Raw genomic sequence first — 22,986 nt, forward strand, 5'->3', positions numbered from 1 at the left:
AGCATCATAAAACTCTTCCCGCCTGCTGTCATATATTCCCGCTAAAAAGACCTCCCCGTTTTCAGGAAGGTCTCATGCAAAAGAATATAAAATATTACTTAGTCCTCTTTCAGCAGGTCATCCATAGCATAAAGCCCCGCAGGCTTGTCCTTCAGGAATACAGCCGCGTTTACAGAACCAACTGCAAATACAGACTTAGAGTGAGCTTCGTGCTTCAGGCTTACTACCTCATCTCTGCCAGCAAAGATTATCTCGTGCTCACCTACGATAGTTCCGCCGCGTACAGAGTGCATACCGATCTCGTTTCTGCCTCTCTTGGCACGAACGGAGTGTCTGTCATAGGTGTAAGAACATCTGTTGTCAAGCTCACCATTGATAGCATCAGCCAGCATAATAGCAGTACCTGAGGGTGCATCAAGTTTCTGGTTGTGGTGCTTCTCGATTATCTCGATATCAAACTGGTCACCCAGTATCTTTGTAGCCCTGCGGGCGAGGTCTGCCAGCAGGTTAACGCCCAGTGACATATTAAAGGTGAAGAACAGAGGTATCTGCTCAGCAGCCTTCTTGATCTTGGCAGTCTGTTCCTCGTTGTAGCCTGTGGTAGCAACTACGAGTGCAGTTCCGTTTGAACGGCAGTAATCCAGCAGTCCGTCAAGAGTTGAGGGGTGAGAAAAGTCTATTATAACATCAGGCTTTTCGGGCAGCTCTGCAACGTTCTCAAATATGGGAAAATCTGCATACTGTGCTGTTACCTTGTCGATACCTGCAATAGTTTTGCAGTCATCGCGGTTGCTTATAACATCAGCGATGACTCTGCCCATGTGACCGTTAGCGCCGCATATAACTATGTTTGTCATTTTTTTATCAGTCCTTTCGTTTATGCAATTCCGTTAAGGTGAAAAAGAGCGGTATACCCAAAAAGATAAATACCATATAAAATGCGACTCTATTCCGAATGCGCAGGTAATACACAGTCGGACCATCACCTTTTCTGCTTTTTATCGGAAAACGTATTGTCAGCATAAAAATCCATTTTATATAACAAAGGGCAGAGCGTTCACCGCTCCGCCCCCTGAAATGTTATTACTTTACAAGTCCCAGCTCAGCCATCTTAGCTCTGAGCTTCTCGATCTTAGCCTCTTCCATCTTGATAAGGGGCAGACGGCATTCGCCAACATCCCAGCCCATGAGATTAAGTGCTTCCTTTACAGGGATAGGATTGACATCACAGAACAGACCGTTTGAATTTGCAAAATCAAGCAGCTTGTTCATCTTAGCGTTAGCCTCAGGATACTTGTTCTCCAGGCAAAGCTGAGTGATCTCGTGAGTTTCCTTAGGCATAACGTTGGACAGTACGGAGATAACGCCCTTGCCGCCCAGTGCCATGATAGGAACGATCTGATCATCGTTGCCCGAATAGATATCCAGCTCATCGCCGCAAAGCGCTGCAACTCTTGCTATCTGCGAAATATTGCCGCTTGCTTCCTTAACAGCCACGATGTTCTTTACCTTTGAGAGCTCCTTCAGAGTTTCGGGAGTGATGTTCACACCTGTTCTGGAAGGAACATTGTAAAGGATTATCGGGATATTTATAGCGTTTGCTATTGTTGTATAGTGTACTATCAGACCCTTCTGAGAGGTCTTGTTGTAGTAAGGTGTTACCAGGAGTACTGCATCAGCGCCAAGCTCCTCAGCCTTCTTGGAAAGACCAACCGCATACTCAGTGTGGTTTGAGCCTGTACCTGCAATAACAGGTATCCTGTGATTTACCTTATCTATAGCGTACTTGATAGCCTCAACGTGCTCATCATCGCCCATTGTTGAGCTTTCGCCGGTAGTTCCGCAGATAATAATGGCGTCGGTACCGTTATCTATCTGGAAGTCTATCAGCTCGCCCAGCTTATCGAAGTTGATAGAACCATCGGCGTTCATAGGTGTGACGATAGCCACGCCTGCGCCGGTGAAAATAGTCTTCTTCATGATTCATTCTCCTTTGCCGGAAAAATACTGTCTTTGAAATTTATGATTGTTCTCCCGAAGTTCTTCAAAGGTCACGGGAACATAATTATTTATCATCACACCTGCATTGAAAGCTTCATCTTTGCGGTGTTTTGACATAAACTCGAAGCCGTCGTCAAGACTGCCGTGGATATGACCGTATATGAGATAGCATCCCTTAGGTCTGCGATACCATTCCACCAACGGGTAATGGTAAAGGAAAAACATCTTTCCATCACTCTCGATATATTTTTCGTATACACATTCACAGAACAGATCTTGAAGCTCGGGATCGTTTTTTATACGCACATCATGGTTGCCGTATATAAGATGCTTTCTGCCGTTAAGAGAACTAGCATAACGTATGATGTTCTCGTCGCTTTCCTCACCGTAGTAGGTAAAGTCACCTACGATATAAACATCGTCATCGTCCCTGACCTTAGCGTTCCACCCTTCACGCATGACCGCAAACATCTCATCAGCGTTTTTGAAAGGTCTCTCATCCCATATTATTCTGTCCTCATGACCAAAGTGCAGATCCGAAATAAAGTAGTTCACTGTACGGACCTCTTTTAGGAAACTCTATTAGTCAAAATAACCCTTTGCTGCCAGCAGCTCTGCCAGCAGTACAGCACCGCCTGCAGCGCCTCTCAGTGTGTTGTGAGACAGGCAAACGAACTTGTAATCATACTGAGTATCTTCTCTCAGTCTGCCGATGGATACAGCCATGCCGCCTTCGAGGTTTCTGTCCAGCTTAGCCTGAGGTCTGTCATTCTCCTCGAAGTAGTTCAGGAACTGCTTGGGAGCAGAAGGCAGCTGCATCTCCTGGGGAACACCTGCGAATTCCTTCCAAGCCTGAAGGATCTCCTCCTTAGAAGGCTTCTTCTCGAAGCTTACGAATACAGCAGCGGTGTGACCGTCAGAAACGGGAACTCTCAGACACTGTGCAGTGATAGCAGGCTCAGTAGCGTCAACGATCTTGTCACCTTCGATGTGACCCCAGATCTTCATGGGTTCCTGCTCGCTCTTCTCTTCCTCGCCGCCGATATAAGGGATAACGTTGTCAAGGATCTCAGGCCATGTCTCGAAAGTTCTGCCTGCGCCGCTGATCGCCTGATATGTGCAGGCAAGAGCCTTAGTTACCTTATACTTTGTGTGCAGAGGAGCCAGTGCGGGAACGTAGCTCTGCAGTGAGCAGTTGGACTTAACTGCGATGAAGCCTCTCTTTGTGCCCAGTCTCTTTCTCTGAGCAGCGATGATCTCGATGTGATCGGGGTTGATCTCGGGGATGACCATAGGAACGTCATCAGTGTGTCTGTGAGCAGAGTTGTTGGATACTACAGGGCACTCAGCCTTAGCGTACTTCTCCTCCAGTGCTCTGATCTCTTCCTTCTTCATATCTACTGCGCAGAATACGAAGTCAACCATTGAAGCGATTTTCTCAACATCTTCCTCAGCGTTGAGGATAACCATATCCTCCAGTGCCTTGGGCATAGGATCAGCCAGTTTCCACTTGCTGCCTGCAGCCTCTTTATAAGTCTTGCCTGCGCTTCTGGGGGAAGCAGCCAGACAAACTACATCGAACCAGGGATGCTTGTCGAGAAGCAGAGAAAATCTCTGACCTACCATACCGGTCGCACCGATGATACCTACCTTGAACTTCTTTTCCATAACTAAAACTCCTTTTCCTCTTGCACAGCGCCGTCAATAATACTAAATGCACCAGCATATACCGACAACATTTTGCGCAAAACATAAAAAATTGACAAATAACAAAAAAACCGGTTGAAAACCGGCGCATCATACAATATAATAAGAATGTTGGCAAAATAATTTATCCGCCGATAGCACTCCATCATAAAGTCATGATGACAACCGATGACCTGTTAAACCATCAGTCAGCAAACGATATCCCACATCGCAGCTTCGGCAGTTTTACCTTTCACATCGGTCATTCGGCTTAGGGAGCTTAGTCCGCAGGATAACCCGCAGGACAGACTGTGCTACTCTTTTCAACTGCACCTCTATCTGTTCTGAAATAAAGAATAACATATATTCAGCCGCTTGTCAATAGAAAGCGCCCATGTTCCGAATACATTTCTATGAATTTTCTGTAAATTGTCGACAAACCACCCGTGTTTTTGTACATAACGCGGTATACGATATAAGCAAGGAGAGTTTTTATATGCTAGACCTGAACAACATGAAGAGATCGGATTTCTTTTATGAGCTTCCCCAGGAACTCATAGCACAGACACCTGTCGAGCCGAGAAACGCATCAAGGATGCTTTGCCTTGACCGCTTTACCGGAGAGGTAGGTCATGACCACTTCTATAATCTATGCGACCACCTGAAAAAAGGTGACCTGCTGGTACTTAACGATTCAAGGGTACTGCCCGCACGTATCTACGGTGAGACAGAGGATACACATTCCTTTATAGAATTTCTGCTGGTGGAACAGCGCGCCAATATGGAATGGGAGATACTCTGCCGCCCGGGCAAAAAAGCCCGTGTGGGAAGACGCTTCGTATTCGGGGATGGTCTGCTCAGAGCCGAGATAACGGAAGTTCTCGAAGACGGCAACCGCATCGCAAGATTTGAATGTGATGACAGTACGAATCTTTTTGCTGCCCTTGACGAGATAGGACAGATGCCCCTCCCCCCTTACATAACTGAAAAGCTCAAAGACAAGGAACGCTACCAGACAGTATATTCCAATGAGATAGGTTCATCTGCCGCACCTACGGCAGGTCTGCACTTCACTAAGGAACAGCTTGCCGATATTGAGGCTATGGGTGTTAATATCGCATACGTCACCCTCCATGTGGGTCTGGGCACATTCCGCCCCGTCAAGGAGGACAAAGTCCTCGACCACAAGATGCACCGTGAGCACTATGAGCTTCCAAAGCGCACTGCTGACCTCATCAACAAGACAAAGGCTGAGGGCGGACGCGTTATCGCTGTAGGCACTACTTCATGCCGCACCCTTGAAAGTGTAGCCGCGCTCTATGGTGATATACGTCCCTGTGACGGCTTCACCGAGATCTTCATCTACCCAGGATTTGAGTTCAAAGTTCTCGACGGGCTTATAACTAATTTCCACCTGCCCGAAAGCACCCTTATCATGCTGGTATCAGCTTTCGCAGGCTACGAAAACACCATGAACGCCTATAAGATCGCCGTTGAAGAAAAGTACAGGTTCTTCTCGTTCGGTGATTCCATGTTTATCGCCCCGGGAGCAAACAATAAGTAATCAAAAGAGCGTATGCACGAAATGCATACGCTCTGATCATTTTAATAGCATTATCACTGTTCATCGTTCCATATACAGTAATACTCATCGTCGTCATCCCACGGAGTATTGCCCTCACATGGACCGACATATTTCAGCTTGTCCCCTCTGATTATGACAGAGCACTGATGCTCGGGCTCCCATGGACAATCAGCAACAATTTCATATCCTATCTCATCGCTGTCCTCATCGGATATCTCGATATTCAGACATGGTGCTTTCAGGTGCTTCAGTATATCTCCGCCGGATTCATACTCCTTCACAGCCTTCTCTGTATCCTCGGCTATATCATCATATATGCCCATAGCTTCCCACTCATCGCGCATATAGTACATGAACTTTGCAAGCTTCTCACGGATATCAGCCATAAGTCCGGGATCCTTATCAAGGCGGTTGTAGTGGGCTATACATTTTTCAGCATACCCGATATACTCATCGGTATCGCCATATATCGTTATATCCATACTGCCCTGAAACAGCGAGACCGAATCGAACCTGCCATTCAGCCAGCCCAGTCCGCCATCATCGTGAACGATATCTCTTATAATACCCATGTTCTTCTCCTTTATACTGCAGCCTTGGCAGAACGCTTTTTGTTCTTGCCTGCAAGAGCTTTCCAGCTCTGCTTGTAGCAGCTGTATGCAGCCTCGAATTCAACCTCTGCAGGCTTATATCCGCCGAAGCACACCTGCTCAAACAGGCTGACTGCACGGCTAACCTCAGCTTCTCTCGATATACTCAGCTGAAGTATCTCCTGCGGTGTCATTCCGCGTATATGCTTATCCTTATCTGAGGATATCTCAAGCAGTCGTACTATACGCTTATAAAGCGCTAAAGTCTTATCCTGAGTAGTCCTGCGGAACTTCATCCTGATACGGAAGAAGAACTCTATTATCCTGTCAAGGAATATAACGAACACCAATACGAAGACTACGCCAAGGAACAGCGCTATCTTGCTGAAATAATCCATAAATGTTCTTATGGCATTCGCTGCATTGTTTCCGTTGCCTTCAGATGCTCTGTCCTTGTAATCGGGCACGGTAGGATCAAACGTTACCCAGCCTGCACCCGCTATATAAGCTTCAACAAAGGCATGAGCGTGACTGTCACGCACTACGATCTCGTCATCGTCATTCCTCTCATAAGCAGCAAAGCCCTCAACATACCTGGCAGGTATGCCAAGTGATCTTGCCATGAGTACCATTGAAGTAGCATAGCTGGTACATACGCCCGTCTTGCTTTCAAACAGGAAATAGTCTATCGACTCATCATCGGGGATGTAATCCAGATCGTAGATATAGTCGTTATCGATAAAATAATCTACTATAGCTTCGCATTTATCGAAATCCGTTTTACAGCCGCGTGCTATATCCTCAGCAAGGTCAGCGATAGGCTTGGTTATACCGCCCTTATCGGTATAGCGGTCATATACCCTGATCACTTGTGAATAATCTTCGGGAGTGATATCGCCGTAATAAACACCCCTTGTCAGTATCTTTTCAAAGCTTTCGCGTGTGAAGCCCAGCCTGTTCACATAGCTGTACTCTGCATTACCTTCCTGTAGATAATCAAAGTTGACACTCAGTCCGCCGTAACGGGTACTATTTCCTCTCTCAAAATAGACCTCGCCATGTACGGTCCTATAGCCTTTATTGTAATTGTTATCTGTAATAGAATCAACATCCGTCATGAGAGGCGCAGGTATATAGCTTGGGCTGTAGCTGGGACCCGTAAGAGTTATGGGCGTTAAGTTCTTGTATTCACTGCCGAAAAGATCCTCGGTAAGTCCAAGATCCTTATAGCGCCCTGTCTTTGCCATATTGTACATAAGCTCATGTATATAAGCCGGTGAATTGACAGCATTGTCAACATTGTCACGGGCACCGTACCAGGTATTGTATTCGTCCCTCAGCACCCACTGATCAGCCCTGAACACATCAAAGGATTGTCTGCGTAGATATACCGATGAAATGCTATGTTGCGACCTTGCTTTGAAAAGTATCTCACCTGTTGAGTTTGCTCCGAATCTTGGAGATGAAACATCGTTCAGGTCATCGTAGTCGGTGGTATTGGAATTGAGATAATACTTGAATATACCTCGGTTAGCCTCCAGCTGTGACTGATATTGCTGTTTCGGCAGCATCATGGTAACAGCACCCACGAAGGTAACAAACAGTGATATTCCTATAACATACGAACGGTTCATCAGAAGCCTGCGGCCTTTCTTGTTGGTGTAATCGTCTGCCATCACCTTCTGGTGGAGCATCATAGCAAGAAATACCGTCATCATGAATGTCAGGCTGAGAGTACTTATATTCTGAGCACGTTTGCCGTATATAACAAACGGGAACATGGTCACAAGCATCACGCCGAATATCCTGAATCTGTACACAGTAAAATAATACAGTATGGATATCAGGAAAAATCCAAGTCCGACAAACAAAAATATGTTGTAATAAAATACCGAACCCACTTCCTGTGAGTTGACATAGAACCAGTCGATGAAGCTTACACCCGAATCACGCCAGCCGCTGCTTATAAGCCAGCCCGAGATAGTCAGCACGACCAGACCCAGTCCCGTATATACAAAAAATCGGAGTATCTTCCGCTTTTTTATCTTCTCGAAAAACCAGAAGAGTGCACATTCGTATGCTATAAAACCCGCAGTAACAGGTCTTACGAAGAAATCATAATATGTGCTGAATATAACATTCATGACTACTGCACCCAGCAGCAGCGGAAGAAAATATTTAGCTATGGAAGCATAGAGCCATTTTAACGGTTCTTTCTTTTCAGTCATGGCCCGTCCCCCTTATACCATTTTTTCAAATTCAAATTCACGGCTGACAGTCCACATATCATTACGCAGTGCACCTATGCCGCTCTCCTTGACGATCACGAGCAGACCGTCAAAACTATCCGTAAGTTCGGCAAGCTCATTGGTCATAGTGCCTGTGCAGGCAGTAAAGCATATCATTGACTTGCCCTTCTCATTTATATCATGGTCAGGTGAACGGTTCTCCTTAGGATAAGGTACGATGCCTGCAAGCCTCTCCTGAAGCTGTACAAGCGTTGCCTCATCGGATACATCCGCCATCTCCCACTTGCCTTCTATAAAATAATTATACTCACTCTCATATCCCGATCTTATAAGCATTGAGAGCATTGCCAGCGAACCTTCAATAGATATATCCATCATCTGGTAACTGATAAGATCAGGTGATAGGTTCATTGGCAGATCAAGCCTGAATATCTGACTTGAAGATGTTACCTTCTCATCCAGCCTTACCATAAGCTGATCCTTTTTGGAGGAAAGCTTCCAGTTCACCCTTTTAAGAGGATCGCCGGGAAGATAAGCCCTGTGCTCATATCCCGGAACACCTGTCAGTGCAGATGAAGTTTCATCCGATTCCTCATCACTGTCATCAAAGGATATATTCTGTGATACAGACCTCAGCACATCGGTCTGTGAACCTGTATCGGGGATATGCGGTATTATCTTTATCAGGCACTTTGCAGGCAGATCCTTTTTAGTCCTCCTGAACATACCCATATGATCTGTAAAGGTTATCTTCTCTACAGATATCTCACCGCCGCCGCAAAGAACAGCTTTCATCGGTATCTCTATACACTCGCCATGCATACCCGAGCACATTACCCTGTAATACAGCGAACTATCCTCACCCTGTATATTGGGCGTTACCTTCAATGAAACATCTATGAAGGTGCTGGGCAGTATGGTCTTTTTATTGAAGTCAAGCCTTGCGGTGAAATCATCGCCCTTGTTTACTATATCACCCGGAAGCGACAGGGATACTTCTGTGGTGGCATACGATACAAAAAGCAATATCAGTGATATTAAACTCGCCATGATGAGCAGCAGACCTATGAATATTCCTCCGCTGCCGCTAATCAGGTATGCCAGTATGAAAGCTATGCCAAGACACACCAAAAAGCCGACTATATTTCTTGCAGTTTCCAAATCTTATCACTCCGCAGTCGTAGGACTTTCCACGGTCATCGCCACAGCTCTCAGTGCGGCACCGTTGGTATCAAAATTGGACTTGCCCTTGGGTGACAGCATCAGCCTGTGAGCAAGTACTTCCTCCATTACAGCCTTTACATCATCGGGCACAACATAATTTCTGCCCAGCACATAGGCGTATGCCTTAACAGCCCTCAGCAGTGCGATAGAGCCTCTGGGAGAAACTCCGAGCCTGATATACTCTGAATTTCTTGTTGCTGTAACGATATCAAGGATATATTTTCTTATGCTCGGAGCAGTAGCTACCTTCTGTGCTTCATCCATAAGCACAGCGATATCATCGGTAGACATTACGGCTCTAAGATCCTTTGCCGATACTGCATTCTCACCGTTGGTCATTATCCTCAGCTCGTCCTCATAGGAGGGATAGCCCATTGATATCTTCATTATGAATCTGTCCATCTGCGCCTCGGGCAGATGATAGGTACCGTATGTTTCAACGGGGTTCTGTGTTGCCAGTGTCATAAAAGGTACGGGGAGCACATGGGTCACACCGTCGATAGAGATCTGATGCTCCTCCATGATCTCCAGCAGGCTGGACTGGGATTTCGGTGAAGCACGGTTTATCTCATCCGCCAGCAGGAAGTTGCACATCGCTGCGCCCTCCTTGTACTCCAGTTCCCTTGTTACCTGATTTATCATTGAGAATCCGACTATATCCGACGGCATAACGTCGGGAGTCAGCTGTATACGATTGAATTTACCCGCAACCGACCGTGCCAGTGCGGATACCAGCTGTGTCTTTCCGACACCGGGCACGTCCTCTATAAGTACATGGCCTCCGCAGAGCATAGCAGTTACGATCTTGAGTATTGTTTCCTGCTTTCCGACGATGACCTTTTCTATATTAGCCACCAAAGCTTCGATCTTATTATTCATCAAATATCCTCCGTTTCAGAGATAGTATGAGATCCAAAAAATCACATACATTATTAATTTATTATACCACATTTACAAACGTATGTCAACACAGCCGAACCCATGAAATACGTTATCCATACATATCCGGAGCCCCGTTACACGAAGCTCCGGCAAATAATGACAGACTTCTTTTAAAAAGCTGTAAACTGTTTTATCTGCGGTTTTTCGTCACTTTCCTGACAGTTTTTCTGCGAGGTGTCAGAAAGACCTGTTCTTCCTCAACCTGTTTCTTTTCCTTCCTTTCAAGACACACTACAGTTTCGATACCCATTGTATGCGGAAACATATCCACAGGCTGAATATTCACCGCCTTATAACCGCCTTTGGTCAGGATCCTGAGATCACGTTCGAGAGTTTCTATCTTGCAGGATACGTATACTATCCTCTTCGGCGCCAGCTTCAGCGCACATCCGATAAATTCGCTGCTGGCGCCTGCCCTCGGAGGATCCATTATCAGAACATCACAGCTCTCCCCGCGCGAAGCCATAGCCTGCATGAATTTTCCTGCATCCTCATTGTAAAAACTGATATTATCAAGACCGTTCAATCCTGCATTGACCTTAGCATCCCTGCAGGCGTGCTTGTTCGATTCAACGCCTGTCACATCAGCACCGTTCACAGCACATATAATACCTATCGTACCTGTGCCGCAGTAAGCATCTATTACCTTTGTGCCCTTGGTGATCCCGGCTGCCTCGACAGCATAGCTGTACAATTTTTCGGTCTGTATTGGATTGACCTGATAGAATGATGCAGGTGATATCCTGAATCTGCAGCCGCACAGTTCATCCTCGATATAACCGTCGCCGTAAAGCACTATGCTCCTTTCACCGAGGGTGAGGGGCATACCATCCGGACATATATTATGCACAACAGTGGTTATCTCAGGGTGCGCCTTTACCAGAGCCTTGACGAAATTGTTCTTTGAAGGCAGCATAGCCGAGGCAGTAACGATCACCACCATGACCTGACCTGTGCTGAACGATGTACGTATCAGGGTATGTCTTACTATGCCCACCCCTGTACGCATATCGTATGGTCTTATACGCATATCCTTCATAAGTTTTTTTATCGTACAGACAATGGGCGCTGCTTGCTGTGCTTCAAGCATACAATCATCCACCGCGACCATACGCTTGCTGTTTGATTGGTACACACCCGAAATTATACGCTTCGAGCTGTCTGTTGCGTAAACGGTCTGGACCTTGCACCTGTAATTATACGGTTCTTCCATCGGCACTATATCTTCCACCCTGCCGAATCCTGAAAGCATCCTCGCGGCTTTCTCCTGCTTGCGTGTAAGCTGTTCGCTGTAGCTCTCACTCAGCTGACAGCCTCCGCATCTTTTGAAACAGCGGCATTTTCTCTCGCCGCTGACCGAATCTTTAACTATCTTTTTAGGCATGATCTGCCCTCCCGGGATCATAAGAATACTGCGCATGAGCGCTTTTACTATAATACCACATTCTTCCTGTGCTGTCAACGAGTAAAAGCCTCTTTTACACAAAAACAGCCGTCAGGTAAGGGCAGTACTCATACGGAAGTTTTATGTTATCTATTGGGGAAAACCCTTTTGAAAAAGGGTTATTCCTAAGCGTCAGCTTCGCTGATGCTGACCCCTTTCCGAAAACTTCTATTTCTTTTGGGCAGTGGGTAGCTATGTTTGCAAACATAGCTACCCACTGTCTTTTTCTGTCTTTATAAAAAACTACCCCCTGCCCAAAAGAGTTAAAAGTCTTTTGAAGGGGGTTCGGGGGATAACTTTTCTTCAGAAAAGTTTCCCCCGATAAATAATATAAGCTTCTATATGGACACTGCCCTTATGTGACGGCTGTACGTTTCAGATATTATTCCTCGCTGTTATCATCATTCTCCTCAGAGATCTCAGCATCAGTATCTTCATTCTGATCCCCGTTGATCTCCTGTTCAGGCTCTTCGCCGTGTGCAGCCTTGCGGCGGGCATCGCGTGCGGCAAACGCCTTCTGAAGATCTGCACGCATCTCCTCATCATTCTCAACTTCTGCCTCAACTTCTGCCAGCTGGTCCTCCCTCTCGAAGAAAGCTTCGGCAGCAGCAAGCTTTTTGCGGCGCTTGCTGGTGGGCTTCATAATAATAAGGTATTCCACAGCGATAATTACCATAGTCAGTGCAACAGCGATAACTATCAGAAGATTGCGAACTGTCTTATCGGGAGCCCCGGAATTATTACTGTTATCTGCTGCAGCTACAGTCCTGTCCTGCCCGTCGGTAGTGATAGTATCATCGATGATGATGATATCATAGGTCTCAAGTGTATCATCATTGAATACTACATCAAAGGATGTTTCACCGGCAGCCAGGAATTTGAAAATACCGTTCTCAAAGCTTACAATACTGTCATCGGCAACAACGATGTTTCTGTAGTTCTCTATGTTCATTTCGGAAGGTTCAGCCTGAACTTTGCTCTTCTGAACTCTTACCAGCTTATTATATTTTGGTGTATCCTGATCACCCTGTTCGCCCGATACATCAGGATTTGTTACTATACCGTTATCGACAGAGTAAGATATGGGCACACCTGTTTTATTATCAAGCGTGGTAACTGTCAGGAAAAGTGTCGAAGACACCATATTCTTGTCAAGCACATCAAAATTCAGGGTAACGTAATTGCCCTTGTATTTGCTGCCTGCATCGTTGGTATAATTGAATACGTACTTTCCGTTGAAGCTGTTCTCGGCAGCAACTCCGCCTGCTTCGGGATTTATCTGTGTGCTTGTCAGCTGTAAGGTCGCTGTATCAAAGGCAACGGACATAAGTGCGCCGGATACCGAAGCATCAGCTTCTATCCTCAGTTCTACAGAAACCTTGCCGTCCTTCATCTCACCGGGCTTCAGATACACCCTTGACGGAGCCGATGTGGGCTTATCCGTAACAGGTGCTGTAGGCTTGTTCTCCATGCTTGTGACTTCATTACCCGCTGTCTGGGCAGGATCATACTCAGGCGTTGGGGCTGCAGTTGTGGTAACTTCACCATAACCGTTATCATAGCCGTTATCATAACCGTAATCGTAGCTGTAATCATTGTTATAATCATAATTATAGTTATAGTCATTATAATCGTAATTGTTGTAATCATAATTATAATCATAGCCGTATTCCGCATATACAGAAGGTGCTGATGCCGCTACTGTCAGAGCTGCGGCAATGACCGCAGCAAACCTTTTTAAATTCATTTATAACACTCCCGAACTATTTTGTCTGTACACCGCAAAAGCCTCTATATTTTATAATACAGAGGCATCTGCTTTTACAATTTTATCCATCAGTCAACGATGGTGACTTTCTTCATTACCTGTGGCTCCAGGGGCTTATCATTGAAATCTACCTTTGCGTCAGCGATCTCATCAACTACTTCGATACCCTTTACTACCTTGCCGAATGCTGCATAGTCACCGTCAAGATGAGGTGCATCCTGATGCATAATAAAGAACTGGGAGCTTGCGGAGTTGGGCATCATGGATCTCGCCATAGATATAACACCTCTGGTATGTCTGAGATCGTTCTTGACACCGTTTCTTGCAAATTCACCCTTGATCTTTTCATCAGAACCGCCCATGCCGGTACCTTCGGGGTCACCGCCCTGTATCATAAAGCCCTTGATGACTCTGTGGAATATCAGACCGTCATAAAAGCCCTGCTTTACCAGTTTTTCAAAATTCGCCACCGTGATAGGTGCTGTTTCGGGATAAAGTTCGATAAGTATCTCCTTACCGTTTTCCATTTCTATTCTTACCATTTCCACTTTCCTCTTTCCTTATATTATTCGGCATCGCCGTAGAATTTCTTTTCTTCTTCCTTTGACTTGGGCAGAAGACCCGCGTCATACCTTCTCTGAAGATCCATAAAATACTCGCTCTCGGGAGTTCTTGTCTTCTTGAAAAGGGATTTTCTTACCTCGTCCAGTGTGAAGAAATCACGCTTACCGTCGGTATTTACACAGTAAAATCTGTTCACCTTAGCAAAATTGCCGTTCTCGTCATACCTGTTCTTATCGAAGCAGCAGAAAATATCTCTTGCCATAAGATCACATAATCTCAGCACCCTGGTGTAATTGGATGCATCCTTCCAGTCATCAAGCTCCTCCTTGAAATACTGCTGAACAGGCACACCGTTGACCTCCATGCGCCTAATTATCCTTGCAAGCGCTACTGATGCATCATGGTCGGTCAGCTTATCAAGACGTGCATTTTTATACTCCAATATATAATCATTGACCGTTGCATAGAAAAGCTTGTCATACGGAAATACCTTCCCTGCATCGGAATACTTTATTATCGGATTTTCTGTGTTGATGTTCAAAACCTATCGCTCCTAAACCATTCTCCGTGACCTACCTGCGGTCACCGTACTTTGCCTCAAATTCCTCGACCTTCTTCGCCAGGAATTCCTCATCAACAAAACCTATATTGTCGGGATCCTCGCTGTGATCGATCACTCCCAGTTTCTCTATCTCAGCCTCGTCAGGCTCGGACGCTACGGCTGCTATATCCTTATACTCAGCATAATCTTCAGGCTTCTTTGCATAGGGCAGATCGGCAAGCTTCTTATCCACTTCTGCCTGACCTACCTCACTGAATTCAAACTTAGTGTTCTCCACCTCAGCCACCTTGGCTTCATGCTCGGCATACATAGCCTGCATCTTTTCAGCAACATCCTGCTCCTTAGCCTCGGTGATCTCCTCCTGATGTGATCTCAGATATTTCTCATGCTCGACCTCGTAAAGCTTCTCATACTCTGTCTGCGCATCAACTATCTCCTCACGTCCGACAGTGCTGGTACCATAATCCGCATGGGTCTTTACAGGCTGATTCTTTTTCTCCTCAAGCTCCGCTTCAAGCTGAGCCATCTTAGTCTTTATCATCTCGGGGTCAACGCTCTCGACCTCAAGAGTTTCGGGAACAGCAGTATCGTACTTGGATTCCTTCAGCGTAACTGTCTGCTTGCGTCTGGGTGAAGGAGTGTTCCAGATATCATCAGGATCAACGGGCTTAGCCGCAGGTACTGCCACAGGTGCAGCCGGTTTCTTTTTATTAAATAGAGCCATTACATATTCCCCCTATAGTTAGAATGTCAGATATGATCACCCGCACCAAAAAGCCTGTTTACGCGGACTGATATCTATACATTCTAATTATACAATATTTTGCACAAAAATGCAAATATTTTTTATATGCTAATTGAGATAAATTTCAGAGATTAATTTAGGCAATATTACGTATGTTCATATTTGGTTCACGAAACGTTTGATAAATAGTGATATATTGTTGTATGATATTTGTTATAATTGGTTTGACATATTAATGGGAATGCATATTGTGGAGAGAATGTATAATCTTTTAACCGTTTAAAACTTTTTTATGATAATTTTTACATTTACACTTTTACCTTTAAGGGGGAATCACTTTGGCAAACCAGAAACTTGGAGTAACCGCTAACGAGCTTTTCGCCTGCAATCCTTTCAGGATATTAGGTCTGCCTGTTACTGCGGAGGACGAAGAACTGACCGCGACCTACAAGAAGCTGCTGTCCATGGCAGATTCGGAGAGTTATACTACTGACTATGATTTTCCGACAGCCCTGCCGCCTTTCAAGAGGGATGACATCACGCTGAGAACTGCATACGCCAAGCTTGCCAGCAACGGCTATCGCTGCTTCGCATTTTCAGACGGAGTATTCTCACAGTCGCTGAACGAGGACGATGTGCTGCTGAACCTGAAGGACGTTACCTGCTATGATGCGTTCATCAGATGCTATATGTGGCTCATAACCAATGACAGAGGATTTGAGCATCCCCAGCTGTGGGTACTTCTTGCAAAGTACATAGACAAGCTCATCGACTCCAAGCAGAACGAATGGAAGCGTCTTTTTGATAACCGTTTCCCTCAGTCGGTAATGTCATCAGGTGCAGATCAGATGCTTTCCGAGCTGCACGAAACATTCAAGGACATCATACTTCTTCCTCTTAAGGAAATGGTAAGAGGTTCCATGAGATGTACATCAGCTGTACAGATACTCAAGGCTGCCAAGATAGATGTAGATAAGGTATACACCATACCTAACATAAGCCAGGCAAACGGCACAGGTTCAAAGCTGAGGATAGCTGCAAGAGATATCTCAGGCGTATCCGCAGCTCCCAAGCAGGAGGAGGTACACTCCTTCGCAGCAGCTCCTTCCGCTATATCGGCTGATGCTATCATCAGCGAGGAAGCGCCCAAGCCTGTAGCAAGACCAGTCGTACAGACAGCTAAGCCTGCACCTGCGCCCGCACCTGTTCAGCAGCAGAAGCCTCAGGAAGAGCACAAGGTCAGCCTTGTTGATGACGCGATCGCTGCTCAGGCAGCAGCTTCACAGCCTGCCGGCACATCAGGCAGCAGCAGTTCTTCCGGCAAGACTTCACTTGTCGAGGAAGAGATACCTGTTAAGCACGTTGAAGCTATAGACGGTCTCGCAACAAGACGTAAGCCTGTTATAAAGAAGGAAGAGCCCAAGGCTTCCAATCCTTTTGAGATACCCTCAGACAAGGATCTTGCAAGCAGCTTCACTGTAAACGCTACTCCCGATGAATACAAGAAGCCCAGAGAAAATATGGGACCTGTATCCTATCGTCCCGAGGGCGATGACCTGCCCTCTGCAAATGTCGGTGAAAGGACTCTGGAGGCAGTGGATCCCTTTGCTAATGTGGGCAGCTCCTCTGCAAGAGTGTACGACGAAGGCAGCATAGCTACCGGCACCAAGCGCAAGAGCGTGAACCTTACAGGTCTTGACGGCACCGGCGATGACTTCGCTGATGAAAGGATCGAAATGCAGTTCACTGCACCCGAGGGCGCAAGACGTGTTGAAGAAGAGGAAGATGTCGTTGAAGAACGCGAGATAAGCAACCGTTCTCTCACCTACCTCATAAACGAAGTTGATTCACGTACCGATGAAACTACAGATCAGCTGCTGACCGAGCAGGAGATCGAAGATGAGCTGTATACCGACACCCTTATCAAACTGCTGCGTTCCAACCGTTCCAGCAAAATGATGAAGGAAGTTGATACCGAACACGTATACCTGAACGGCGGCGGCACGACCGAGAAGAAGGGTCCCGATATCACCATGGAGGATATCGACCTGAAGAAGAAGGACAATTCCAATCTCGATTCCGCTTACGGCTATCACAAGTATGACGAAGCTCATGCTGCAGAGGCTATCAAGGAGAAATACAAGAACATCAACATCGGTGATATGCTCAATCCTACAGTCGGCAACTCACTGAAGAGAGAGTATCACGAAGATCCTATCAAGGAATACATCAAGTACAAGAAGAGTGAAAAGGCACTTTCTGCTACTATGATAAAGGTATTTGGTTTCATAGCACTTGTGGGACTGCTGGTATTCCTGATGATATTCTATCTCTGATTTATAACATCTTTACGGAGAGGTTTTATGCCTCTCCGTTTTTTATGCCCACAGGTTATTACATAAAGCAGATATTATATATATATTATCATATATTAATATAGTATAAAAAGATAATATAGTTGACTTTCATATGATTATCTGTTATAATTTATAATGAATAAGTCTAAATCAAAAGGGCTTTTTTGCCTGCTAAGAGGGTTATACTGATGAATGAGAAAAGAAGCGTACAGCTGCACCGTATGCTGGGCAGTCTGTGGAGCGAGCTTATGCACTGTACAGACAGTGTGGGAGCTTTTGTGCTGTGGAACAACAGCCGTGAATATTATATTGATGACAATGCCCTTGGTCTGCTGGGTATGGACAGAGAAGATCTGACCTGTGAGGGACTAAGGAACGTGCTCCTTTGCGCCCTTGAAGCAGAAGCATCATCAAGTCCCGCAAAGGTCATCACTGTGGATGTGGACGAAGAAGAATGCTGTATGGCAGGCTTTGTGATAAAGCGCGATACCACTGTCCCTATTGATATGGGCGAGATATATCCACTGCTCAACCAGAACCAGCTGGCAGAAAAAATGTCCGAGGCAGGCAGTGATGCTTTCCTTATGCTGATACAGCTCGAACATATAGAATCAGGGCGCGATGAAAGATCATTCATAAGGAGCGCACTGGAAAAGATAGGTATGACATCACCCGAGGGTACTGTGCTTGCCTATCATTCAGGACTGAAATTCTGGGTATTTGTCAAAAGCGGCATAACCGCCCCGCAGGAATTCGCTGAGGATCTACAGAAAGTAGTAAAGAATACTGCGGTAACTGACGAATTCGGAGTTGTCATAAGCAAGGGACATTCCATGACCTTTACCGGAGGCTATGTTACATTCAGCAGCAGAAAAACAGCTGCTGTAAAGGAATTCCACTATGCCTCATTTGCACTGTACGAAGCTGTCAGCGAAGGTACCGGCACCATAAGCAGCTTTTCAAGTGCTGTATACGAACTGCAGAAAAATGATTACCGCAGGGTGCAGTATTTCTTCCGTGTACTGGATGAAAATTCTTTCATGTACCACTTTCAGCCCATTGTAAGTGCAAAGGACGGCAGCATCATCGCATACGAAGCACTTATGCGTACCGACAGGAAATTCGGGCTCAGCCCTTTGCAGATAATCGACATGGCAGCGAAGTATGACAGACTGTACGATATAGAGCACGCAACTATGTTCAATGTGCTTTATCAGCTGAGCAGAAACCAGAACTTCTTTAAGAAAAGGAAGCTTTTTATAAACGCCATCCCCTCCAGCTATCTGACGGATGAGGACTGGTCTGCGCTTATGACGGTATACGGTGAACTTATGGAAAAGGTAGTCATCGAGCTTACAGAGCAGACAGATACATCTGATGATAAGCTTGAATACCTTATGAACAGGCTCAAACAGCATAAAGTGGAAATGGCTATAGATGACTACGGCACAGGGTATTCAAATACCTCGCGGCTGATACGCTATGCTCCGCAGTATATAAAGCTTGATCATTCGCTGATCTCGGGGATCGATACCAACCCGAAGCTGAAGAACATAGTTTCCCAGCTGATAGATATGATGCATTCAAACGGCTTTCTCGTACTGGCGGAGGGCGTTGAAACTTCTGCTGAAATGCGCACGCTTTCGGCTATACACGCTGACCTTTTTCAGGGCTTTTACATATCACGTCCCAAACCATTCTTCATAAATGAGATAAGTGAACGGATACGCAGCGAGATAATCAGGTATCACCTTGAAGTTCAGGGCAGCGCAGACAAGATATACCATGCGGCTCAGGATGAACCTGAGGTCATCAGGCTCGCTGATCTGATAAGAGATAAGTATACGGGCATATACATAAGCGGCAGAGATGTTGAGATCATCGGTGCAGCGGATATGCCTGCGGCTGTAATGCCATTAATGATAAAAGAGGGTGCAGTTTGCAGCGTGCACCTTCGTGATGTTTCAATTGAAGCTGCCGGCGGACGTGCCGCAGTAACTCTCGGCAGCGGCAGCAAAGTTACGCTTAAAGTAAGCGGTACAAACAGGCTGACCAAGGGCGGTATACTTGTGCCCGAAAAAGCCGAGCTGACACTGGAGGGTACCGGCAGACTGACTATCATACCCGAAAGCATCAGCTGCTTCGGCATAGGAAATGAATATGACCTTACCTACGGCAAGATAACTTCCCTGCTATCGGACGAGCTGACCATAACCGCCTGCGGTGACAACTGCGTGGGTATAGGCGGCGGAAAATGCAGCAGTCCCGATGGTATATCCATAAAGGCAGGTGCCGTTGAGATAAGCTGTTCGGGTGCTAACAGTATAGGCATAGGAAGTTCACTTGAAAGCAGCAACATAACCATACGGGAATGTTTCATATCAATCGGGGCAGCTACTGCAAATTTCACAGGTGTAGGTGCTTTGCAGGGCGATACCTCTGTTATGATAAAGAACGTTAAGCTTGTGATAGCTGCAAGCGGAAATTCAATGTGCGCTGTAGGCTCTAAGGACGGCGGCAAGGCTCATATCGACATAAGTGACTGCGAACTGTTCTCAAATATCAAGGGCAGAGAGATAGTAAATATAGGTTCGCATAAAAGCGAATGCGATTGCAGTATACAAAGGTCTTCCATAAACCTGAACTGCGAGGGCAGCCGTGTATCGGGCATAGGTGACAGCGAGGGTTCGGGTTCTGTAACCATAAGAAAGGCGGAGATAAATATAGGATTTCTTTCTGCTGACAGCTTTGATATCGGATGCAGGGACGGGATCCTTGATATAGAGGATTGTACGAGGAATGTAAATATCAATAAGTAAAAGGAAAATAAGTGTAGGAATGCGAAGGCAGTCTGTGGAATAAAGTAGTGTATAACGGACTGCGAATTATTGGGAACGGAGTGTATATATTAATGGATGGGGCTACAGGAGGAAGACGCAGGCTCAGGGTGGGTCTGCTCATCAGCAATCCCGAAGACGATTTTGACAGTGCGGTATGCGAGGGTGCCATGATCGCTGCAAAGCAGTATGACGTTGATCTTTTCATACTTCCCGGGCGATATATAGATGCACAGTATGCCGACAGGATCAGAACTGCATACGAGTACCAGTACAACACGGTATTCGAGCTGGCTAACGAGGAAAGGTTCGATGCGCTGCTGGTACTTATAGGCACCATTGGAAGTCACCTGGACAAAAAGCGCAGGGATGAATTCCTGAGAGGGTTCAAGGGTATACCCATAATCACACTGACCTCTCAGATCGAGGGTTATCCGTGTATCACGGTAGATAACCGCACAGGGCTGAAACAGGTGATAAAGCATCTGATAGAATGCCACAGCTGTTTCAGGATAGGCTTTGTCAGCGGGCCCATGACCAGCGATGATGCTGTGGAAAGGTTCGAGGTATACAAGAGCGTACTGGCTGAATACAACATTGAGTACGACGAAAACAGAGTTGCATACGGAAACTTTTCCAAGTACGTGACCGATGAGGTAGGGGAACTCCTTGACAGATGCCCCGACCTTGAAGCCATAGTATTCTCAAACGATCACATGGCAATAGGCGGCTACGAAGCTATGGAGAAAAGGGGCATAAGACCCGGCAGGGATATACTTGTAACGGGCTTTGACGATGACCCTGCGGCTACAGATCTTTCACCGCACCTGACTACCGTGGCGATGGATTCGACCGAGCTTGGTTTCAATGCGCTGATAGAAGCTGTAAACTATATAAACGACGGTACTATCCAGCAGGAGATACTTTCATCCAAGATGATAATAAGAAATTCCTGCGGCTGTACCGATGCTATTTCTGCCGAGCTGAACGGACTTCAGAACGATGCGAAGAAGATCTCAGCCCATGCAGAAGATATATGCAAGACGGTATTCAACAGGTACAGGCTCAGCGACAAATCAAAGGCGTACCGCGAAGAATTCGCTCTGATAGTAAGGGATCTCTGTTTGTGCGGCGAAAAGATAAAGACAGACAGTGACTATGACCCTTACGAAATATTCGACAGGCTGGAGGCTATGATAACCGATGAGTTCTTTGAATTCACCGATCTGGAAACGCTTTACTCGGTAGTGGAGTATCTGCACGTTTCACTTGCCTGCGACCTCAGCACCAAAAACGAACAGCTGAGACTCAACAGTATCATAGTCAGGATATACAAGCTTATATCCGAAAGGGATGTAAGGGTCAGCGAAGCTAAGATCAGGGACAATATCTATATGACCTGGCTGACCAATTCAATAACCCGTGATATGCTGGTATTTGATGCTTATGACGATGAAGCGTACCGCTCGGTGGTGGATAAGCTGAGAAAGCTCCATGTGACTTCAAGCTATCTATATGTATACGATAAGATAGTTGAGCACCGCAAGGATCAGAACTGGAAGCTGCCCGAGGGCATAAAGCTGAAGGCATGGCACAACATGGGCAAGACCATGCTCCCCTCCCCCGAAGAACAGAGCATAGCACCAAATGAACTGCTGACAAACAAGTTCTTTGTACATGACAGACGCTGCACCATGATATGCCTGCCGCTGTTTACCAATGAAGAACATTTCGGTATGCTGATATGTGAAATGGAGCATGAATATTTCAGCTTTCTGCCGTCGATAACAGTACAGCTTTGTGCGGCGCTTAAAATGCTGATTGTCATGAAAAACCAGAAGATAATCGAAAAGCAGCTGAACCAGAGCCTTATCGAGATACGCGAGAACAATCAGCTGCTGGATGAACTTTCAAAGCAGGACTCACTTACAGGCACACTCAACAGACGCGGTTTCTTCGAGGCTGCAAGAAAGCTGATACGAGCAGATGAGAATGACGGACGCAGCGCCATGATGATATTTGCCGACCTTGACAGCCTGAAGACCATAAACGACCGTTTCGGCCATGAGGAAGGTGACTTCGCGATACGAGGCATCGCAGGGATTCTGTCAAGAGCTTTCAGGGGCGGAGAGGTTATAGGCAGGATAGGCGGAGATGAATTTGTAGTATGTGTACTTTCAGACGACAACTTGACAGCCTCTGCCATAAGAAAACGTATAGATGAGAACTCTGCACACTTTAATGATAATGAGGGAAAGGACAAGGAATTCTATGTTCACGCCAGCGTTGGCGTATTCCCTTTCAAATGCTCAGCAAATGCCGAGATAGGCGAACTGCTGAGCCATGCGGATGCACTGCTGTATTCGCAGAAGAAAAACAAGCTCTCTGTATTGAAATCGGAGAGAGCAAAGCAAATCAAGGAATGATATCGA

The 22,986-nt window shown here is 46.1% G+C and carries 18 protein-coding genes and 1 riboswitch; of the genes, 4 read left to right on the plus strand and 14 right to left on the minus strand.

Annotated elements, in window-relative coordinates; genetic code table 11:
• Window positions 1-98: 98 nt before the first annotated feature.
• The 4 genes from dapB to asd form a co-directional block, all read right to left on the minus strand.
• Complete coding sequence (dapB, locus tag RUMAL_RS11265; RefSeq protein WP_013498868.1) at window positions 99-857, minus strand: 4-hydroxy-tetrahydrodipicolinate reductase; 759 nt, start codon at window positions 855-857, stop codon at window positions 99-101.
• A gap of 226 nt (window positions 858-1,083) precedes the next feature.
• The gene (dapA, locus tag RUMAL_RS11270; protein WP_013498869.1) at window positions 1,084-1,980 is read right to left on the minus strand and encodes a 4-hydroxy-tetrahydrodipicolinate synthase; all 897 of its coding nucleotides are present in this window, start codon (window positions 1,978-1,980) and stop codon (window positions 1,084-1,086) included.
• 3 nt (window positions 1,981-1,983) lie between these two features.
• Window positions 1,984-2,556 (minus strand): metallophosphoesterase, encoded by a 573-nt coding sequence (locus RUMAL_RS11275; protein WP_013498870.1) that lies wholly within the window; start codon window positions 2,554-2,556, stop codon window positions 1,984-1,986.
• Window positions 2,557-2,583: 27 nt separating this feature from the next.
• Window positions 2,584-3,669 (minus strand): aspartate-semialdehyde dehydrogenase, encoded by a 1,086-nt coding sequence (gene asd / locus RUMAL_RS11280; protein ID WP_013498871.1) that lies wholly within the window; start codon window positions 3,667-3,669, stop codon window positions 2,584-2,586.
• A 166-nt stretch (window positions 3,670-3,835) separates the two neighbouring features.
• Window positions 3,836-4,033: riboswitch (Lysine riboswitch) on the minus strand.
• A gap of 150 nt (window positions 4,034-4,183) precedes the next feature.
• On the opposite strand from asd, the gene queA reads away from it, so the two are divergent.
• Window positions 4,184-5,251 carry a tRNA preQ1(34) S-adenosylmethionine ribosyltransferase-isomerase QueA gene (gene queA / locus RUMAL_RS11285; RefSeq protein WP_013498872.1) on the plus strand — a complete coding sequence of 356 codons (1,068 nt, stop codon included), beginning with the start codon at window positions 4,184-4,186 and terminating at the stop codon, window positions 5,249-5,251.
• A 53-nt stretch (window positions 5,252-5,304) separates the two neighbouring features.
• Here queA and RUMAL_RS11290 read toward each other — a convergent pair whose 3' ends face one another.
• From RUMAL_RS11290 to RUMAL_RS11330, 10 genes are all read right to left on the minus strand, one after another.
• Complete coding sequence (locus tag RUMAL_RS11290) at window positions 5,305-5,844, minus strand: DUF6985 domain-containing protein (RefSeq protein ID WP_013498873.1); 540 nt, start codon at window positions 5,842-5,844, stop codon at window positions 5,305-5,307.
• An 11-nt stretch (window positions 5,845-5,855) separates the two neighbouring features.
• Window positions 5,856-8,090, minus strand: coding sequence for a DUF4129 domain-containing transglutaminase family protein (locus RUMAL_RS11295; protein ID WP_013498874.1), 2,235 nt, complete (start codon window positions 8,088-8,090; stop codon window positions 5,856-5,858).
• A 12-nt stretch (window positions 8,091-8,102) separates the two neighbouring features.
• On the minus strand, window positions 8,103-9,272 hold the full coding sequence (locus tag RUMAL_RS11300) for a DUF58 domain-containing protein (RefSeq protein WP_013498875.1): 1,170 nt from the start codon (window positions 9,270-9,272) through the stop codon (window positions 8,103-8,105).
• A 6-nt stretch (window positions 9,273-9,278) separates the two neighbouring features.
• On the minus strand, window positions 9,279-10,214 hold the full coding sequence (locus RUMAL_RS11305; protein ID WP_013498876.1) for an AAA family ATPase: 936 nt from the start codon (window positions 10,212-10,214) through the stop codon (window positions 9,279-9,281).
• Between the two features lie 193 nt (window positions 10,215-10,407).
• Entirely contained in the window at window positions 10,408-11,661 is a 1,254-nt protein-coding gene (gene rlmD, locus RUMAL_RS11310) for a 23S rRNA (uracil(1939)-C(5))-methyltransferase RlmD (protein ID WP_013498877.1), read from the minus strand.
• A gap of 94 nt (window positions 11,662-11,755) precedes the next feature.
• A complete protein-coding gene (locus tag RUMAL_RS22155) occupies window positions 11,756-11,929 on the minus strand; it encodes a hypothetical protein (RefSeq protein WP_169736136.1) in 174 nt (57 codons plus the stop codon).
• A gap of 174 nt (window positions 11,930-12,103) precedes the next feature.
• On the minus strand, window positions 12,104-13,468 hold the full coding sequence (locus RUMAL_RS11315) for a hypothetical protein (RefSeq protein ID WP_013498878.1): 1,365 nt from the start codon (window positions 13,466-13,468) through the stop codon (window positions 12,104-12,106).
• Window positions 13,469-13,557: 89 nt separating this feature from the next.
• Window positions 13,558-14,031, minus strand: coding sequence for a peptidylprolyl isomerase (locus tag RUMAL_RS11320; protein ID WP_013498879.1), 474 nt, complete (start codon window positions 14,029-14,031; stop codon window positions 13,558-13,560).
• 23 nt (window positions 14,032-14,054) lie between these two features.
• Complete coding sequence (locus tag RUMAL_RS11325) at window positions 14,055-14,594, minus strand: hypothetical protein (protein WP_013498880.1); 540 nt, start codon at window positions 14,592-14,594, stop codon at window positions 14,055-14,057.
• Window positions 14,595-14,625: 31 nt separating this feature from the next.
• Complete coding sequence (locus RUMAL_RS11330) at window positions 14,626-15,339, minus strand: hypothetical protein (RefSeq protein WP_013498881.1); 714 nt, start codon at window positions 15,337-15,339, stop codon at window positions 14,626-14,628.
• A gap of 359 nt (window positions 15,340-15,698) precedes the next feature.
• Here RUMAL_RS11330 and RUMAL_RS11335 point away from each other — a divergent pair, with 359 nt between their 5' ends.
• The 3 genes from RUMAL_RS11335 (at window position 15,699) to RUMAL_RS11345 (ending at window position 22,980) form a co-directional block, all read left to right on the plus strand.
• Window positions 15,699-17,696 carry a hypothetical protein gene (locus RUMAL_RS11335; RefSeq protein ID WP_013498882.1) on the plus strand — a complete coding sequence of 666 codons (1,998 nt, stop codon included), beginning with the start codon at window positions 15,699-15,701 and terminating at the stop codon, window positions 17,694-17,696.
• A gap of 209 nt (window positions 17,697-17,905) precedes the next feature.
• Window positions 17,906-20,536: an EAL domain-containing protein gene (locus RUMAL_RS11340; protein WP_013498883.1), complete on the plus strand. Its 2,631-nt coding sequence runs from the start codon at window positions 17,906-17,908 to the stop codon at window positions 20,534-20,536.
• A 92-nt stretch (window positions 20,537-20,628) separates the two neighbouring features.
• The gene (locus RUMAL_RS11345) at window positions 20,629-22,980 is read left to right on the plus strand and encodes a diguanylate cyclase (RefSeq protein WP_013498884.1); all 2,352 of its coding nucleotides are present in this window, start codon (window positions 20,629-20,631) and stop codon (window positions 22,978-22,980) included.
• Window positions 22,981-22,986 lie beyond the last annotated feature (6 nt).

This window comes from Ruminococcus albus 7 = DSM 20455, from assembly GCF_000179635.2.
In the GTDB taxonomy this organism is placed as follows: domain Bacteria; phylum Bacillota; class Clostridia; order Oscillospirales; family Ruminococcaceae; genus Hominimerdicola; species Hominimerdicola alba.

Coding starts and splice junctions, on each gene's coding strand:
- RUMAL_RS11330 (WP_013498881.1), bottom strand. CDS start 15,339: ATGGCTCTATTTAATAAAAAGAAACCGGCTGCACCTGTGGCAGTACCT.
- RUMAL_RS11305 (WP_013498876.1), bottom strand. CDS start 10,214: ATGAATAATAAGATCGAAGCTTTGGTGGCTAATATAGAAAAGGTCATC.
- asd (WP_013498871.1), bottom strand. CDS start 3,669: ATGGAAAAGAAGTTCAAGGTAGGTATCATCGGTGCGACCGGTATGGTA.
- RUMAL_RS11295 (WP_013498874.1), bottom strand. CDS start 8,090: ATGACTGAAAAGAAAGAACCGTTAAAATGGCTCTATGCTTCCATAGCT.
- RUMAL_RS11290 (WP_013498873.1), bottom strand. CDS start 5,844: ATGGGTATTATAAGAGATATCGTTCACGATGATGGCGGACTGGGCTGG.
- dapA (WP_013498869.1), bottom strand. CDS start 1,980: ATGAAGAAGACTATTTTCACCGGCGCAGGCGTGGCTATCGTCACACCT.
- queA (WP_013498872.1), top strand. CDS start 4,184: ATGCTAGACCTGAACAACATGAAGAGATCGGATTTCTTTTATGAGCTT.
- RUMAL_RS22155 (WP_169736136.1), bottom strand. CDS start 11,929: ATGTTTGCAAACATAGCTACCCACTGCCCAAAAGAAATAGAAGTTTTC.
- dapB (WP_013498868.1), bottom strand. CDS start 857: ATGACAAACATAGTTATATGCGGCGCTAACGGTCACATGGGCAGAGTC.
- RUMAL_RS11320 (WP_013498879.1), bottom strand. CDS start 14,031: ATGGTAAGAATAGAAATGGAAAACGGTAAGGAGATACTTATCGAACTT.
- RUMAL_RS11345 (WP_013498884.1), top strand. CDS start 20,629: ATGGATGGGGCTACAGGAGGAAGACGCAGGCTCAGGGTGGGTCTGCTC.
- RUMAL_RS11340 (WP_013498883.1), top strand. CDS start 17,906: ATGAATGAGAAAAGAAGCGTACAGCTGCACCGTATGCTGGGCAGTCTG.
- RUMAL_RS11315 (WP_013498878.1), bottom strand. CDS start 13,468: ATGAATTTAAAAAGGTTTGCTGCGGTCATTGCCGCAGCTCTGACAGTA.
- rlmD (WP_013498877.1), bottom strand. CDS start 11,661: ATGCCTAAAAAGATAGTTAAAGATTCGGTCAGCGGCGAGAGAAAATGC.